The sequence below is a fragment of the Brucella pituitosa genome (genome assembly GCF_003049685.1).
Taxonomy (GTDB): Bacteria; Pseudomonadota; Alphaproteobacteria; order Rhizobiales; family Rhizobiaceae; genus Brucella; species Brucella pituitosa.
Genome location: NZ_PYSY02000002.1, coordinates 947,052 through 962,500, shown reverse-complemented (window position 1 = coordinate 962,500; position 15,449 = coordinate 947,052). Strand labels below are relative to the sequence as shown.

Here is a 15,449-nt window from a genome sequence, read left to right as displayed (position 1 = left end):
CGGGTAAGTTCCGACCTGCACGAATGGCGTAACGACTTCCCCGCTGTCTCCAACGCAGACTCAGTGAAATTGAATTCCCCGTGAAGATGCGGGGGTTCCTGCGGTTAGACGGAAAGACCCCGTGCACCTTTACTATAGCTTTACACTGGCATTCGTGTCGACATGTGTAGGATAGGTGGTAGACTTTGAAGCAGTGGCGCCAGCCATTGTGGAGTCATCCTTGAAATACCACCCTTATCTATATGGATGTCTAACTGCGGCCCGTTATCCGGGTCCAGGACCGTGTATGGTGGGTAGTTTGACTGGGGCGGTCGCCTCCTAAAGAGTAACGGAGGCGCGCGATGGTAGGCTCAGAACGGTCGGAAATCGTTCGTCGAGTGCAATGGCATAAGCCTGCCTGACTGCAAGACTGACAAGTCGAGCAGAGACGAAAGTCGGTCATAGTGATCCGGTGGTCCCGCGTGGAAGGGCCATCGCTCAACGGATAAAAGGTACGCCGGGGATAACAGGCTGATGACCCCCAAGAGTCCATATCGACGGGGTTGTTTGGCACCTCGATGTCGACTCATCGCATCCTGGGGCTGGAGCAGGTCCCAAGGGTATGGCTGTTCGCCATTTAAAGCGGTACGTGAGTTGGGTTCAGAACGTCGTGAGACAGTTCGGTCCCTATCTGCCGTGGGTGTAGGAATATTGATAGGATCTGTCCCTAGTACGAGAGGACCGGGATGGACGTATCTCTGGTGGACCTGTTGTCGTGCCAACGGCATAGCAGGGTAGCTATATACGGACGGGATAACCGCTGAAGGCATCTAAGCGGGAAACCCACCTAAAAACGAGTATTCCCTATCAGAGCCGTGGAAGACTACCACGTTGATAGGCCGGGTGTGGAAGTGCGGCAACGCATGTAGCTTACCGGTACTAATAGCTCGATCGACTTGATCATTCTCATTTACAATATCCATCGAACCAAGTTCGATAGATATTAGTTTAGTTTATGTCCTTACGGCTGAGCGCCTGACTAACGTCAGGCTAGCCTGCGGACAGCACGCCGAAACATCGGCGACGGCCAGTCGGCCTTGCGAAGCTTCGCTTCGAAACGCTTAAACTGATATCGTTTTATTATCTGCACGAAAGACAACCAGCTTCTCATATTTGTGTTCTTCGCCGACCTGGTGGTTATGGCGGAGCGGCTGCACCCCGATCCCATTCCGAACTCGGCCGTGAAACGCTCCAGCGCCAATGGTACTTTGTCTTAAGACACGGGAGAGTAGGTCGCTGCCAGGTCTGCTAAGCACACAAATCATCAACATCTTCTCATAATCATACAAAACAGCTTTCATCAGCGATAAGCGCAAAAAAATACCAAATCCGGTCATACAAATTAAGCCCTTAACGCGGGGTGGAGCAGCCCGGTAGCTCGTCAGGCTCATAACCTGAAGGCCGCAGGTTCAAATCCTGCCCCCGCAACCAAATTCAAAAACGCCCGTGGACAAAACCACGGGCGTTTTGACGTTTAAGGGACAGATAGATTGCACTCCCCCACGACGGATAACCGTCGTCAGCGTTCCGCGTCCCAACTGGTATTATTTCGTACCTTTAACTTTGCATGATATTATTTGAATCCTGCTGTGAAATTTTCTGCGATTGCCTGCACGGCGGCGTGGATAGGGCCTGCAGTAAGGCTTGGCAAAACTGAACCATCGACAACATAAAGATTGTCCAGTCCGCGCAGACGTAGATCGGCATCAACGACCGACATCTCATCCTTACCCATACGGCATGTCCCGGAAGGGTGGTGATGTGTGATCACTGCCTTCGCAATAAAAGTGTCGATGTCTTGGCTTGTTGCAAGCGACTTGGGGAGTATTTCGTGGTCACGCCATTCAGCTAATTCAGGGCGATGTCCGATTTCACGTGCCGCACCGAGCGCTGCTCGAAACAGGTTTCTATCATTTTGGGTCTGAAGATATCGAGGGTCAATTATAAGTGGGCTGTCCGGTGCATCTCCGGTTATGCGTATTTCGCCTCGACTTGTAGGGTGAGTAACACCAAAAAGGAAGGAATAGGCGTTACCCGGAGCAGGTGCAGTAAAGCTCTCGGAAACGATTGGAGCCACGCCGCAGCCAACGACAATTTCCGGCTGGCCACCGGCTGAGAAATCTCCGGCACGCATATACGCCATGCTTTCCGAATGTTGCAGACGGGACGGAGGCAAATGCTTTTTAGTGGCATAAAGATTACCCGCCCCAAGCAGATGATCCATCAGGTTAAGCCCCAGTTCTGGCGCTTTGACCCGGCAAGTGACACCGGCTTCGCGGAGTACATTTTCGCGCCCTATGCCAGAACGCATTAAAAGTGCGGGGCTTTCCAATGAACCAGCGGACAAAATGATTTCGCTTGCCGTGACGGTAGCTAGTCCTTCCGGGCCTGCGAGTTCAATTGCTGAAACGTGTGATTTTTCCAGTTTAAGGCGGCGGGTCAACGTGCCTGTCATGATCGTCAGGTTCGGACGCGCGCAAACTTCGGGCGTGAGCCATGCTTCAGCAACGGTGACGCGACGCCCATCACGGATCATCAGGGAATTGGGTGTGACCCCAATCATTTGGCCGGTATTGTGGCCCGGGATACGCGGCAGGCCGAGTGCATTGCCTGCTGTCATGAATGCCTGTGTCAGTGGACTGACTTCGTCCTCTGGTATCCAGACAGGCATCGGACCGTCTTTGCCGCGAATACCATCACCGCCCGACTCATGGTCTTCATTTGCCATGAAAGATGGCAATAAACCTTCCCAGCTCCAGCGCTCATCACCCGTGGCTTCTGCCCATGCAGCGAAATCTGCCGGGTGCCCACGCATATAGCCCATAGCGTGGAGCAGGCTTGATCCACCAAGACCTTTACCGCGAGCCCAGGCAAAACTTCTGCCAGCGGCACCTTCCTGAGGTGTCGTTTTGTAATCCCAATCATAGCTGCGATGCTGGATCGCAGGCCACATAGAGGGCTTTAAAATGTCCGGGTCTGATGGTCTCCCACCAGCTTCGATTAGCAGAACATTACGGGCCGGATCTTCGCTTAGACGCGCTGCTATCAGGGCGCCGGCAGAGCCAGCACCAATAATTGCCACATCATATTGTGCCATGGTCTTACTTCTGATCTTCAGGAATAACTGCGCCTTCCAGCGTCATCACTTCACCGTCCAGCGATACGGAGCAATTGCGCAGCGGAATATCGAGATGGCATGGCGTATCACGATCACCGCCAGCTTCTGTGTTTGGCCCTGATGACCACAGGAAGTTGCCTGCAAATGAGCGCGCATCCATACCAAGCTGCGCTTCCGGGTTATAGAGGCCCAGCACCGTCCAGTTTGCGCGGTTCTCTAGTCCCCAGCCGACATGTGCCATGGCATAGGCACGTGGATCGTTGAAGCTCTCCATGAATTTGCGCATGAATTCTGCATCATAGCCACCCTTAATGTCGACAATGAAGCCTTTTTCAATGGTGACAGTGATTGGAGCGCGGGCATATTTTTTGAATGGCAGCAGAATATCGCCTTCATCGATAACGATTGTTCCTTCGGCGCTGCCTTCATCCGGCCAGCGAGCCGAGAAGCAGCTTGGCCAATGGTCCCAGCGGCCCGGCTCGTCGGCAAGGCCATATTGAGTGAGCACCGGATATTGGCCAAGACGACAACGGAAATCGGTGCCAGCTTTTGAGGTGACATGTATTTCTTTTGCGGCGCCAATTTTTTTGGCGGCAGCAAGAACACGCAACTTGTCTTCGGGGCGCGGGATCTGGCGCATCATGATTGCCGGAGGCTCGACTGCGAGCAACATGCGCGTGCCGGTTTTAAGCACTTGTTCCTGTTCTTTTGAGAACAAGAGCTGCAATGTGTCGATGACGAGATCAGAAGCCTTGAGGCAGGCGAGGGCAGCTTCATTGCCATCCAACGGGGTCTTGCCGATATAACCGGATTTATCGGGGGAGATCGCCTTTTCGCTGTTCACGGGTGCGAGGTTAAGTTCGGTGACGACAGCTCCGAGATCAGAAGCGGCAAGCTTGGCGATATAGGCAATCTGTTTGTTGCTGTCGTCGCTCGTCAGAATTGTGACTTGCTCACCAGCTTTCAGGTTGCACATTTCGAGCACCTGTCTCCAGCCCTTCAAAAACTGTGCGTCACTGATAGACATGATAGATACCTCCGTTGGGCGTGGCCCGTTTGTTTGGTAACTGCATCCACGAGAGTTCCGGTTGTGGGACAACCGTATTTTGGTTTTTTGTGGTCGCAGCCAGTTCCCTTGGTTGGATGTTTTATAACGCGGTCTGATTGGCCAGCGTGAAGAAGTTGCGATTGTAATGAAGGAGTGGTGATGTCTCCGGGCCAAAGCGAATGGCTTTCACCTGACCTATGAAAATCGAATGACTTTCAGTTTCTGACACTGATGCAATTTCGCAATCGAGATTCGCCATTGCGTGGTCAAGTGCCGGTGCACCGGTGGCAAGGCGTGTCCAGCCATAAGGTGCAAACTTGTCTTCGCCCATTTCACCGATTTGTCCGGCAAATCGCATGGCGATCTCCCTTTGGGCATCAGCGAGAATATTGACGCAGAAATTCCCAGCAGATGTGATCGCCTTGTGTGCTTCGCCAAAACGGTTGACGCAAACGAGCATGGAAGGAGGCGTGATGGACATTGAACAGACGGCTGTGGCTGTCAGTCCGCGCCGGGTGTCGCCTTCTCCGGCTGTAATGATGTTGACCGTTGCCGCAAGTTGCCGCATCGCCGTGCGAAAATCATCGGTTAGCTGGTCAATGGGGGGATGGCTCATAGAAGGCCTCCTTTTGCAGCGATTGCGGTTTCCAGAAAAAGGGCTGCCGAGGCGAGGGGATAATCAGCGCCGCGCGCGCCGACCAGTTGTACGCCGACTGGCAGGCCTTTTGGCCCTTTGGATGCGGGCAAGCAGACAAGAGGCACTTGCAGAACGCTCCAGAGTCGGTTGAAGATCGGATCGCCAGTCGCCATACCCTCAGGCGCTTCGCCGGGGGCTGCAAGTGTCAGTACGGCATCAAAGCGGGATAGAATTGCATCCATCATGTGACGGATTCCCGGAATTTCTGCCATTGCTGCACGATAGTGCGGCTCATCAATACGGCCCTGATCCTCTAACATTGCGCGCGTGACGGGCGTCAGATCATTCCAGTTATGACTGATTTCGGAGGCAAGTGATTGCGTGACTTCCCAGCCCATAACGGCTTCGTGGAGATCGAAAATACCGTCAAACCAACCTGGTGCCGGAATAATGGTCAGTTCGGCGCCTGCCGTTTCGGCCACGGATACCAGGCGATTGACTGTTTCAATCGCATAGTCTTCAGCTTTTTCGAGGCGCGTTCCAAGCAATACGCCGATGCGGGGGCGAATTGGTGGTATAAGACTGGTGAGTTCAGACTGCCCGCTGAGCGCGGCTGCACAATGAGATGCATCGCCTATGTTGCGGGCGATGATACCAAGCGTATCAAGCCCATGACACAGAGCCTTGATGCCGACGGTGTTGATTGCGCCGAAGGTTGGTTTGAATGCGGTTACGCCACAAAAACTTGCCGGACGAATGACCGAACCCGACGTTTGTGTGCCGAATGCCAGGGGCACCATGCCGGCTGCGACGGCGGCACAGGAACCGGACGACGAGCCGCCGGGTGTGTGTGCTGGGTTGTGCGGATTGCGGGTTTTGTTGGGGCTTGCCATGGCAAGTTCGGTGCTGACTGTTTTGCCTAGGATCAGGCCGCCGGAATTTTTGGCGATCTGCACCGCAGGCGCATCCCAAGGCGGCTGAAATCCTTCATAAATCGGTGTTCCATAGCCGGTCGGCATATCCTTCGTATCGATCACGTCTTTGACGCCGATGGGCACGCCCGCAAGCGGTCCCTTGGGTCCGTTCCTATCCAACATATCTGCTTGTTCACGGGCTTGCTCGACGTCGAGATACTGCCAAGCCTTTATTGGTCCGTCAGTTTCTGCAATCCGTTCCAGATATGCTTCTGTGACAGCGCGGACGCTTAACTGTTTAGCCTCGATAGCTGCGGCAGTTTCGCGGGCGGTAAGGGTAAGGATTTCCGTGTTGTTCATAGAGCTTTCCTTAGCCAAAAATGGGTGGACGCCGATCAGCCCACGGAGCTGCACGCTCAAGTTCTGCTGCTAGCGAAAAGAGCAAGGCATCTTTTCCGAAGCCAGCTCCGATATGTGATCCGATGGGCAAACCTGACGGACTCATACCGAGCGGGACTGACATTGCCGGGCAGCCGGATGTGTTGAAAACAGCCGTAAAAGGAGAGTGAGACCAGAATTGATCGTAAAATTCATCAAGGCTTTTGCCTTTACCTGCAAGCTTACCCAGAAGGGGCGCAGGTTCTGAAGCGGCAGGGGTTAACATGATGTCGTATTGGCTAAAGAATTTCGCTAAAGCGCGTGAAGATGCGTGAAGCTGATTGATTGCCCAGAGATAGCGTGTGCCGGGAATTGCCAGTGCTTCGCGTACCCACTCCTGATTGACCGGCTCAAGCTTGGCGATGTTGGCGGATGTGGCATCGCCACCCGTAACACCCAACGCAACATTGACGCCAACGACAATCCGCCATGCAGCTTTCATAGCTTCTGCATCATAGCCTGCGTCCGTAACTTCCTCGACGTGATGGCCGAGACTTTCCAGCAGTTTCGCAGTTTCGCGAATGCTTTCGATCATTTCCGGTGCGATCGGGCTGCCGTCAGGCGCGTCAAGGATCATCGCTACTTTCAGGCGAGGTGGCGTCTTATCCAGCGCTGAGAGATAGCAGTCGGGGGTGGTGGGTGAAGCCCATGGATCACCCAAATCGCCGCCACCCGAAATATCCAGCATCGCTGCATTGTCGCGCACCGACCACGTAACTGCATGGGGCGTGGACATGCCGCCAATAGCTTCTGCCGCAACTGGACCGACGGGGTTGACCAACCGTGATGGCTTGAACCCGAACAATCCGCAATGGCTTGCGGGAAGTCGTGTCGATCCTGCACCGTCTGAACTGTTGGCAAGTGGCACCATGCCGCTTGCAACGGCTGCGGTGGAGCCACCAGACGATCCGCCAGCCGTACGGCTTAAATCCCATGGGTTGCGCGTTGGGCCGAAAGCTTCTGGCTCACTGGTAAAGCTTAACGCAAATTCCGGTGTGTTGGATTTGCCTAAGATTACCATTCCAGCAGATTTATAGCGCGCGGTGATCGTGGAGTCGCGCTTGCTGACGACGTTGCGCAGCAACTCGGAGCCGCTCGACAGAAGCATGCCTTCCGCTTCAAAGCCGGTATTCTTGAGAAGCATCGGCACACCCGAAAGTGGGCTTTTTGCCAGTCCGTTTTTAACTTGCTGCCGGGCCAGATCAAAATGCGCGTGCACAACCGCGTTGAGTTGCGGGTTAAGCCGCTCTATTCGCTCGATGCTCGCTTCAAGCACTTCGGTCGCACTGATCTCACCTTTTGAAATCAGTTCGCCGATTGCGATGCCGTCTTTTGTTGCCAGATCGTCCATCGTCTCAACTCATCTGCGCTTTAAAGAGATCCAGATCCCACATATCTTTTGTGCCCGTCAGCAACCCGTCACGGATTTCGAAGAGATGCAGACCATCAAGTGAGATCTTGCGTGGGGTTGCATCCTCTCCGCGCGGTGTGAACGTTCCGGTCATGTGGTAGGGAACGGCAATCTGGTCGCCTGCGCGAATGTAACCGTGGCGTTCCCATGCAACATCCGGCAACATGCGCCAAAAGCCGGTCAGCCCTTCTGCAAGCGCTGAATGACCTTCACGGCGCTTCCCCATTGCGACCTCTTCGTGCCAGCCATCGGCATGGTAAAGGGATGCGGCACCTTCCGCTTTGCGTGATGCGTAGGCCTCATAGAACCGGTCGACAAGCATGGCGTGATCCATCGCAATCTCCAATATTCCCGAAAGAAAGAACCCCGCCCGATTTTCACCGGACGGGGCATGCGGGGTCTATTCGATGCCAGCGATTTTCTTCACCTGAGCAACATAACGATCGCGTTTGACTTCGTTATAAAGTCTTGCGCGAAGAGCTGGTGCAGGTGTTGCGTTGACGTTTTCAAACAGGGCGACGCGACCAGCAAGCGAGCCGGACGTCATATCCCAGATGAAGTTCATCAACTGCTCTTTGACCATGGCAGAAACGCCATGTCCGGGCAGAAGTTCATGCAGGAAGTGGCCAACTTCCGGATTGTCGAATGCTTTTTTGCCAAAGCGCATAACAAGTCCCTGACCGCACATTTCCTGAAGGATATGGATGATCTTCGGGTAATTTTCGATCGAATAAAGGCGACCGGCAGTCAACATGCCGACATCCGGACGCATGACGTCGCCTTCGGTTGGCACAGCAAGCGCTTCTGCTGCTGTCACAAATGCGCGAAGCGTCTGCGCATATTCAACAAGCTGTCCGAGCATCATCTGGACGGCAGGAATTTTGCCTGTGCCAAGATAATCGAGAACCATCTGGCCTGCGCCGACAAACAACTCTGCCTTCACAGCAAGGCGCGTCAGGACATGCCAGTGCGCGAACACGCAGACCGGACCATAATAGCTCATTGCCGTTGGGTCGCCGAGATTGAACAGGCGTTCTTTCGGAACGAAAACATTATCGAACACGATGAACTGGTCGGCTTCTTCGCCGAGGCTTGCAACCGGATGATCGAACTTGCTCGACAATGGCTGCGAGACCATTTCACGCGAGATCATCTTGATCCCGGGAGTGTCGATTGGAACTGACCCCCAGATGCAGGCATCTGCCGGTGTTTCCTGAATACCACCGAGATTGGTGAAGAAAATATCGTTAGCCTGAGCCGCAATCGAGCCTACGGTTTTGGCGCCGTAGATATAAACGCCATCTTTTGTGACCTTACGTGCCTTGAGCAGCGAAGCTTCCGAAGCCTTTGGCGACGAGCGGTCGGCCTGCGGTCCGGCGAGACTTTCCGATGCGGTCAGATTGTTGTTCTGACCGTATTCCATGTAGCGTTCGATGTTTTCTGCAAAGTCCGGATCGATCCCTTCAATGAGAGATTTCTTCTTCTTGAAGGTCGGCAGGTAAGCATAAAGACCAACAACGATCGATGGTGCAAGATCCGGTGGGCGCCCAAAGGTGCCTGCTGTCTTGAGCGAAGTGTACTCGATCATCCGGCGACGCGCGGCGAGATCTTCCTTGGTGCGCGGAATCTGCCACGAACGGCTTAGTACTGCGCCTGCCTTTTCATCGTAATAGGTGGTGGCGTCTGCATGTTCTTCAGTGAACTGATCATCGAACATCGATGCGAGAAGGTCGATACCTTTCGCAAGTGCGGGTTCGTCATAAACGGAATTCAGTTTCTGACCGCCAACCCAGATCTGGCGGTTATCCTTGAGCGACTCTTTGTATTCTTCGCCGGTTTTCAGCTTATGCGGCTGGCTTGCGAGTTTTGCTGCTGTTCCCTGTGTCAAATGGGCCTCCTATTGCAATTGGAATCGCGGGTGTTCCCCGTTTTTATTGAGCGTTTCCGGTATCGGGATCAGGCGCTTACGGCCTTTTCGTCGCGCATCTGACGGATGACTTCCGTCGCAACACGCATAGAATCGAGGGCGGCTGGTACGCCACAGTAGATCGCGGCCTGAAGAATAACTTCTACGATTTCTTCTTCCGTGACACCGTTATTCAGGGCGCCGCGCACATGGATTTTCACTTCATGTGGACGGTTCAATGCGGTCAGCATTGCAAGGTTGAGAAAGCTGCGGGTCTTGCGCTCCAGCCCCGGGCGGGTCCAGATTTCACCCCAGCACCATTCCGTAACAAGTTTCTGCAATGGCGCCGTCAGATCGTCTGCATTGGCCAGCGAAGGCGCAACATAGCCATCGCCAAGCACCTCGCGTCTGACCTTCAGCCCTTTCTGGAATTGTTCACCGCTAAATTCGGGACGAGTCATGCATCTCTCCGTTAAGGTGGGCAGGACGGCTGCTTCGTTTTTGTCGCCTGGCTTCAGATTGATTGCGCCGTTCTGATTGTCCCAAGGTTAGACATGCCGGACTTGACCTGTCAATAGATTGTATGACAAGATTACGGTCATACTGAAGACAAAGTTCGATAGTTTTTGGCAAGCATCAACGTAAAGTGGGCAAATGATGACGGCTCCTGCGGCAGATTTTAACGAGAAACCAACGCCTTTTGAGCTTTACGCGCTTCGTTACGCCACACATACGGGACGGACGGCCAAAGATAATTTTCTTTATGCAGACCCGCATGAATCGGGTGAAAATCTCGATTACTTCATCTGGCTGGCGCGTCGAGATGATGAAATTTATGTCATTGATACGGGGTTCGGGCAGCAAGCAGCGGATGGGCGGGGCCGCACGCTTTTGCGTCGTCCTGTTGATGCGCTTGCACTCATGGATGTTGATGCCCGACAGGTCAGTGAGGTGATTCTCACGCATCTGCATTATGACCATGCCGGAACTCTGGGAGATTTTCCGTCGGCGCGCTTTCATCTTCAGGTCGATGAAGCCGGGCATGCGACAGGGCCCTGTATGTGTGATCCCAAAGCGCGTGCGCCATTCGATGTGGAAAACATCGTTGCCTATATCCGCAATCTTTATGCGGGCAGGATTGAGTTTCATCGCGGCGATAAGGAACTCTCGCCTGGCATATGGCTGCATTCGGTGCCAGGGCATAGTGCGGGTTTGCAGGCGGTTCGCGTTTATACGAAGCGCGGCTGGGTGGTCCTTGCATCTGATGCGACGCATTTTTACGCCAATATGGAGCGTGAAAATCCGTTTCCCGTATTGTTTGACGAGGCAGCACTCATTCGCGGCTATGCCCGGTTAATCGAGCTGGCTCCGACTCTTGATCATATAGTGCCGGGGCACGATCCGGCGGTCATGCGCGCCTATTGCGCGCCATCGGAAGCGCTTGAAGGCATTGTTGTTCGACTGGATGTTGAGCCGGTTTTGACGTGGGAGGAACTGGCGCGATGAGTTCGGCAACAGGTCGCGGTGTGCTGATCACAGGTTCAGCGCTTGGGTTGGGGCTTGAGCTCGCGCGGGTTTTTGCAAAAGCGGGACACCGCATTTTCCTCACCGATATTCGACCGGAAGTCATCGATGTTGCAGCGGCTTTGGCACACGAGACGGGCCAGCCGGTCGGTGCGGTGGCGCTTGATTTATCGCAAGAGGGTGCTGCAGACCAACTGGCTGTACATGCCAAAGAGCATCTTGGTGCAATCGATATTCTCATCAACAATGCGGTCATTCGTAAAATTTCGCCTGTGCAATCACTTGCGGATGCTGACTGGGATCGAGCGCTGGAGGTCAATCTTTCTGCACCGTTTCGGCTGATACGGGCTTGCCTTCCCGACATGCGCGAGCGTGGCTGGGGACGGATCATCAATATGGCTTCAGTTTATAGTCTGATCGCACTTGCAGAGCGCGCGGATTATGTCACCACCAAACACGCAATGATTGGCCTGACGCGCACTGTGGCGCTTGAGCTGGCATCGTCTGCGATCACTTGCAATGCCATTTGTCCAGGATTGATGGCGACAGATTCAGCGCTTGGTCGCATCAAGGTGCTGGCTGCTGAAAAAGGCTTAAGCGAAGAAGAGGCGACGAGTCTTTTTCTTTCAACCCGCCAGCCGGGCGGAAAATTTATCCCAATGGATACGGTTACGGCTCTTGCGCTCTTCCTCTGCGGCTCTGCGAGTGAGGGGATCAATGGAGCAGCAATACCGGTAGATAATGGCTGGTCTTTTGCCTGACAGCGAGACCACGATAACAGGAGAGTGGAATGTCTGAAGTGGGTTTTGTTGGGCTTGGCAATATGGGACGCCCAATGGCAGAGCGCATCATTGGTGCAGGCTATACGCTTGTCGTCAATGATCGTGCAGAGGCGGCGGTGGCGGCTCTAACTGCTGCCGGTGCAGATGCTGCTAACAGTCTTGAAGAGCTTGGCTCTCGCGTTGAAACTATTTTCCTGTCTTTGCCTACACCTGAAGTCGTGCTTGCTGTCGGGCGCACGATTGCGGCCAATCCTGGTATTGTAAAGCGTGTAGTCGATCTTTCGACAACCGGGCCAAAGGCCGAAATGGATCTGGCCGAGATCCTGTCGGAAGCAGGTATTGCCTTGATTGACAGCCCTGTTTCGGGTGGTGTCGCAGGTGCAAAAAAGGGAACACTTGCTTTGATGGCGGCCGGTCCAACCGCGCATTTCACTGTTGTTGAGCCGATGCTTCTGGCACTTGGCAAAGTAATCCGGGTTGCCGAAGAACCCGGCAAGGCGCAGGTTATGAAACTCATCAACAATATTTGCTCTGCGGCTGCACTCGCAATCACTTCCGAAGCCATGGTCATGGGTGCAAAGGCCGGACTTGATGCTGATGTCATGATCGAAGTGCTCAATGCCGGTTCTGGTCGCACATCGGCAAGTGTTGATAAAATTCCGCGTTTTGTTCTGCCGCGTAGTTTTGATTTCGGTTTCGCAATTGCACTTTCTCTCAAAGATATTCGGCTTTGCCTGGAAGAAGCCGAACGTCTTGGTGTGCCGATGCTGGTGGGCAATGCCGTGCGTATGCTGTTTTCCATTACCAAAGCTGATCTGGGGCCGGATGCAGATATGACTGCGATCATCCGTCCGCTGGAGCAGTGGGCGGATACGCAGGTGCGCGGCAAGGCTGCTGGCGCCTGACATGATAGCTCTGAGTGCCACAATCGCCGAGTTTGTTCATTCGCCACCGGCAATGCCTGATGCCGTGCGCGCCGCCGGACGGCGCTCGCTACTCAATATGGTGGGCACGGCGATAGGCGGTTCAAATGAAGCTGCAATCCGGAAGCTGGTGGCAATGCTGCCAGCTTTTTCCGGCCCCGCCACAGCAAGCCTAATCGGGCGTTCAGAACGCGCTGATATGCTGTGGGCGGCCTACATCAATGCGGCCTCGGCCAATATTTTTGATTTCGACGATACCCATGTTCCGACGGTTATCCATCCGTCTGCCCCTGTTGCACCGGCTGTTCTAGCTTTAGCTGAGACACTGGCAGCAGAGGGAAAGCCGGTAACCGGATCGGAACTGATTGAGGCTTTCGTTCTTGGGGCGGAAGTGACTTGTCGGTTGGGCAATGCTTTACACCCGGTTCATTATGCGCGCGGCTGGCATATTACATCGACTTGCGGCGCTTTTGGTGCAGCCCTTGCTGCGGGCAGGCTTTTGAGGCTTTCCCCGGCACAGCTCGTTGATGCTTTAGGGCATGCTTTGGCGCAGGGTGCGGGTTCGGTTGAAACGCTTGGCACCATGTCGAAAAGCCTCTCAGTGGGGCAGGCCGCGCGTGCTGGCCTGATGTCGGCATTTCTTGCCGCCAAAGGTTATACTGGTCCCGCGGCGCCGCTTGAGGGTCCAAGAGGCTTTCTGGCGCTGCACTCAGATGCCCCGGATTTCGCAACCCTGACAGATGAGTTGGGAAGCCGCTGGGAGATTCTGAAAAACACCTTCAAGCCTTATCCATGCGGGATTGTTCTCAACCCTGTTATCGAAGCCTGTCTTGCCCTTCATGCGCAAGGGGATTTCAGTGCCGATGCAATTGCATCGATAAGATTGACGGGGCATCCGCTTCTTCGCCAACGCACAGATCGCCCGAATGTCACCACGGGAAGGCTTTCGCAGGTGAGCGCACAACATGCCGTGGCGGTCAGTTTGTTGTGGGGCCGGGCCGATCTTGAGGCTTTTTCCGATCACGCGGTGCAGGATGCGCAACTGAAGGATTTGGCTTCAAAGCTATCTTTCGTAGATGATCTTTCCTTTACATTTGAAGCTGCTGAGGTTTGTCTTTCGCTGAATGACGGGCGCAAGCTTGTACGCAGGATTGATGCTGCCAAAGGCGGGTTGGATCATCCAATGACAGATGCCGATCTTGCCGTAAAATTTCGCGCGCAGATTGGCTGGCGTGGCATTGATCTGGATGCCGATGAGTTGATCACTTCGCTAGAAGCAATTGAAGATGCTGCCGATGGTGCAGCTTTTCTCGCAATGACACGAGACACTACGGACATGAATGGGAGAGCGACATGAGCCATACGAGCCTTGGGAAAATTGCCGATCCAATCTTTACATTGACCACAGGCCCGGTGGATGCCTATCCGGCAGTGCTGCAGGCACTGTCGCGACCTGTTCTCTATGATTATGATCCGGCATTCCTGGCATTCTACGAATCTGTGAATGCAAAAGTGCAGCGAGCTTTTCACACAAAAACGCCGCCAGTAATCCTTCAGGGGGAGCCTGTATTGGGGCTGGAGGCCGCTGCTGCTTCATTGATCACCAGAAACGATGTGGTGCTTAATCTTGTTTCCGGTGTTTATGGCAAGGGCTTTGGCTATTGGGCTGCACGTTACGCAAAAGAAGTCGTAGAACTCGCAGTGCCTTATAATGAAGTGCTTTCTGCTGCTGCGGTCGCGGACTTTTTAAAGAAACGACCTGATGTTGCGGTGGTTTCGATTTGTCATCATGATACGCCGTCCGGCACGGTTAATCCGGTTGCCGAGATCGGCGCAGTTGTAAGAGCCGCGGGCAAACTGTTCATTGTGGATTCCGTTTCGGCCTTTGGTGGAATGGATGTTCTGCCAGAGACATCATTTGCCGATATTTTTGTAACTGGTCCGAATAAATGTCTGGGTTGTCCACCCGGATTGACGCTGTTGCATGTGAGCGAAGCTGCATGGGAGAAAATGGCGGCTAATCCTGATGCGCCGCGCGCATCAATTCTTTCGATTGTTGACTGGAAAGAGGCGCACAGGACAGACCGGCCATTTCCTTTCACGCCTTCGGTTTCCGAGATCAATGCACTTGATGCAGCGCTTGATATTTATCTGGATGAAGGTGAAGCAAATGTTTGGGCGCGTCATGCCCTGACCGCAAAAGCCTGCCGGGCTGGGGTGCAGGCAGCAGGGTTGAAATTATGGGCTGCGCGGGAGGAGATTGCTTCGGCAACCTGTACAGCGGTTGCAATTCCCGACGGCATTGATGAAGCGAAGCTGCGTGCTTCAATCCGTGATCTCTATGGGGTTGTATTTTCATCGGGTCGTGGTGAAACACTTGGAAAACTGACCCGGATCGGACACATGGGGCCGACTGCCCGCCCTCCGTATTCACTTATATCCGTTGCGGCAATTGCCGGCGGCCTCAAGGCTGCAGGTGTAAAGGGTATTGATGTGGGAGCAGGGGTTGCAGCAGCTATGGCGGTCATAGAAGCAGCACGAGACTGAGGTTTTGCACATTAGAGCGCCTATTTCATTAAGACATATCGGCGCTCTAATTCATTGTTTTAACGAGCGTCTTTTTCCGAAAGCCGTTTAACCCTTTTCGGGATGCACGTTAAACAGGCATGGTCGAAAATCTGATGCTTTCAAAACAAGCAATTAGCGTAT

At 54.0% G+C, this 15,449-nt stretch carries 13 protein-coding genes, 1 tRNA gene and 2 rRNA genes (1 of these 16 only partly in view); 8 read left to right on the top strand and 8 right to left on the bottom strand.

The genetic code is table 11. The annotated features are described in order from the left end of the window. From C9380_RS16900 to C9380_RS16890, 3 genes are all read left to right on the top strand, one after another. Positions 1–943 (top strand): 23S ribosomal RNA (locus tag C9380_RS16900) (it extends 1,969 nt beyond the left edge of the window). 225 nt (positions 944–1,168) lie between these two features. Beyond that, a 5S ribosomal RNA gene (gene rrf / locus C9380_RS16895) occupies positions 1,169–1,284 on the top strand. Positions 1,285–1,393: 109 nt separating this feature from the next. Continuing rightward, a tRNA-Met gene (locus C9380_RS16890) sits at positions 1,394–1,470 on the top strand. Positions 1,471–1,612: 142 nt separating this feature from the next. Here the strand turns inward: C9380_RS16890 and C9380_RS16885 are convergent. From C9380_RS16885 to C9380_RS16850, 8 genes are all read right to left on the bottom strand, one after another. Beyond that, on the bottom strand, positions 1,613–3,136 hold the full coding sequence (locus C9380_RS16885; protein ID WP_128094103.1) for a GMC family oxidoreductase: 1,524 nt from the start codon (positions 3,134–3,136) through the stop codon (positions 1,613–1,615). A 4-nt stretch (positions 3,137–3,140) separates the two neighbouring features. After that, positions 3,141–4,184, bottom strand: coding sequence for a 2,5-dihydroxypyridine 5,6-dioxygenase NicX family protein (locus tag C9380_RS16880; RefSeq protein ID WP_128094102.1), 1,044 nt, complete (start codon positions 4,182–4,184; stop codon positions 3,141–3,143). Between the two features lie 121 nt (positions 4,185–4,305). Then, the gene (locus C9380_RS16875; protein ID WP_024900115.1) at positions 4,306–4,821 is read right to left on the bottom strand and encodes a flavin reductase family protein; all 516 of its coding nucleotides are present in this window, start codon (positions 4,819–4,821) and stop codon (positions 4,306–4,308) included. Then, positions 4,818–6,116, bottom strand: a complete 1,299-nt coding sequence (locus C9380_RS16870; RefSeq protein ID WP_128094101.1) for an amidase — start codon at positions 6,114–6,116, stop codon at positions 4,818–4,820. The genes C9380_RS16875 and C9380_RS16870 overlap by 4 nt, the downstream gene beginning before the upstream one ends. 10 nt (positions 6,117–6,126) lie before the next feature. Continuing rightward, positions 6,127–7,545, bottom strand: a complete 1,419-nt coding sequence (locus C9380_RS16865; protein WP_128094100.1) for an amidase — start codon at positions 7,543–7,545, stop codon at positions 6,127–6,129. A gap of 4 nt (positions 7,546–7,549) precedes the next feature. Beyond that, on the bottom strand, positions 7,550–7,939 hold the full coding sequence (locus tag C9380_RS16860; protein ID WP_128094099.1) for a nuclear transport factor 2 family protein: 390 nt from the start codon (positions 7,937–7,939) through the stop codon (positions 7,550–7,552). A gap of 66 nt (positions 7,940–8,005) precedes the next feature. Then, positions 8,006–9,493, bottom strand: coding sequence for a 4-hydroxyphenylacetate 3-hydroxylase N-terminal domain-containing protein (locus tag C9380_RS16855; RefSeq protein WP_128094098.1), 1,488 nt, complete (start codon positions 9,491–9,493; stop codon positions 8,006–8,008). Between the two features lie 68 nt (positions 9,494–9,561). Continuing rightward, positions 9,562–9,972, bottom strand: coding sequence for a carboxymuconolactone decarboxylase family protein (locus tag C9380_RS16850; RefSeq protein WP_024900120.1), 411 nt, complete (start codon positions 9,970–9,972; stop codon positions 9,562–9,564). 193 nt (positions 9,973–10,165) lie between these two features. Here C9380_RS16850 and C9380_RS16845 point away from each other — a divergent pair, with 193 nt between their 5' ends. Genes C9380_RS16845 through ppaT form a run of 5 tightly spaced genes read left to right on the top strand, consistent with a single transcriptional unit; the run spans position 10,166 to position 15,287 of the window. Then, the gene (locus C9380_RS16845; protein WP_247877619.1) at positions 10,166–11,017 is read left to right on the top strand and encodes an N-acyl homoserine lactonase family protein; all 852 of its coding nucleotides are present in this window, start codon (positions 10,166–10,168) and stop codon (positions 11,015–11,017) included. Then, on the top strand, positions 11,014–11,796 hold the full coding sequence (locus C9380_RS16840) for an SDR family NAD(P)-dependent oxidoreductase (RefSeq protein WP_128094097.1): 783 nt from the start codon (positions 11,014–11,016) through the stop codon (positions 11,794–11,796). Before C9380_RS16845 ends, C9380_RS16840 begins: the two co-directional genes overlap by 4 nt. Positions 11,797–11,825: 29 nt before the next feature. Beyond that, complete coding sequence (locus tag C9380_RS16835; protein ID WP_128094096.1) at positions 11,826–12,722, top strand: NAD(P)-dependent oxidoreductase; 897 nt, start codon at positions 11,826–11,828, stop codon at positions 12,720–12,722. A 1-nt stretch (position 12,723) separates the two neighbouring features. Continuing rightward, positions 12,724–14,097 carry an MmgE/PrpD family protein gene (locus C9380_RS16830; protein WP_128094095.1) on the top strand — a complete coding sequence of 458 codons (1,374 nt, stop codon included), beginning with the start codon at positions 12,724–12,726 and terminating at the stop codon, positions 14,095–14,097. After that, complete coding sequence (gene ppaT, locus C9380_RS16825) at positions 14,094–15,287, top strand: pyridoxamine--pyruvate transaminase (protein ID WP_128094094.1); 1,194 nt, start codon at positions 14,094–14,096, stop codon at positions 15,285–15,287. The genes C9380_RS16830 and ppaT overlap by 4 nt, the downstream gene beginning before the upstream one ends. The last annotated feature ends 162 nt before the right edge of the window (positions 15,288–15,449 follow it).

What these genes read in the sequence shown, in the direction of transcription:
- C9380_RS16885 (WP_128094103.1), bottom strand. Translation starts at nt 3,136, where the DNA reads ATGGCACAATATGATGTGGCAATTATTGGTGCTGGCTCTGCCGGCGCC.
- C9380_RS16880 (WP_128094102.1), bottom strand. Translation starts at nt 4,184, where the DNA reads ATGTCTATCAGTGACGCACAGTTTTTGAAGGGCTGGAGACAGGTGCTC.
- C9380_RS16875 (WP_024900115.1), bottom strand. Translation starts at nt 4,821, where the DNA reads ATGAGCCATCCCCCCATTGACCAGCTAACCGATGATTTTCGCACGGCG.
- C9380_RS16870 (WP_128094101.1), bottom strand. Translation starts at nt 6,116, where the DNA reads ATGAACAACACGGAAATCCTTACCCTTACCGCCCGCGAAACTGCCGCA.
- C9380_RS16865 (WP_128094100.1), bottom strand. Translation starts at nt 7,545, where the DNA reads ATGGACGATCTGGCAACAAAAGACGGCATCGCAATCGGCGAACTGATT.
- C9380_RS16860 (WP_128094099.1), bottom strand. Translation starts at nt 7,939, where the DNA reads ATGGATCACGCCATGCTTGTCGACCGGTTCTATGAGGCCTACGCATCA.
- C9380_RS16850 (WP_024900120.1), bottom strand. Translation starts at nt 9,972, where the DNA reads ATGACTCGTCCCGAATTTAGCGGTGAACAATTCCAGAAAGGGCTGAAG.
- C9380_RS16845 (WP_247877619.1), top strand. Translation starts at nt 10,166, where the DNA reads ATGATGACGGCTCCTGCGGCAGATTTTAACGAGAAACCAACGCCTTTT.
- C9380_RS16840 (WP_128094097.1), top strand. Translation starts at nt 11,014, where the DNA reads ATGAGTTCGGCAACAGGTCGCGGTGTGCTGATCACAGGTTCAGCGCTT.
- C9380_RS16835 (WP_128094096.1), top strand. Translation starts at nt 11,826, where the DNA reads ATGTCTGAAGTGGGTTTTGTTGGGCTTGGCAATATGGGACGCCCAATG.
- C9380_RS16830 (WP_128094095.1), top strand. Translation starts at nt 12,724, where the DNA reads ATGATAGCTCTGAGTGCCACAATCGCCGAGTTTGTTCATTCGCCACCG.
- ppaT (WP_128094094.1), top strand. Translation starts at nt 14,094, where the DNA reads ATGAGCCATACGAGCCTTGGGAAAATTGCCGATCCAATCTTTACATTG.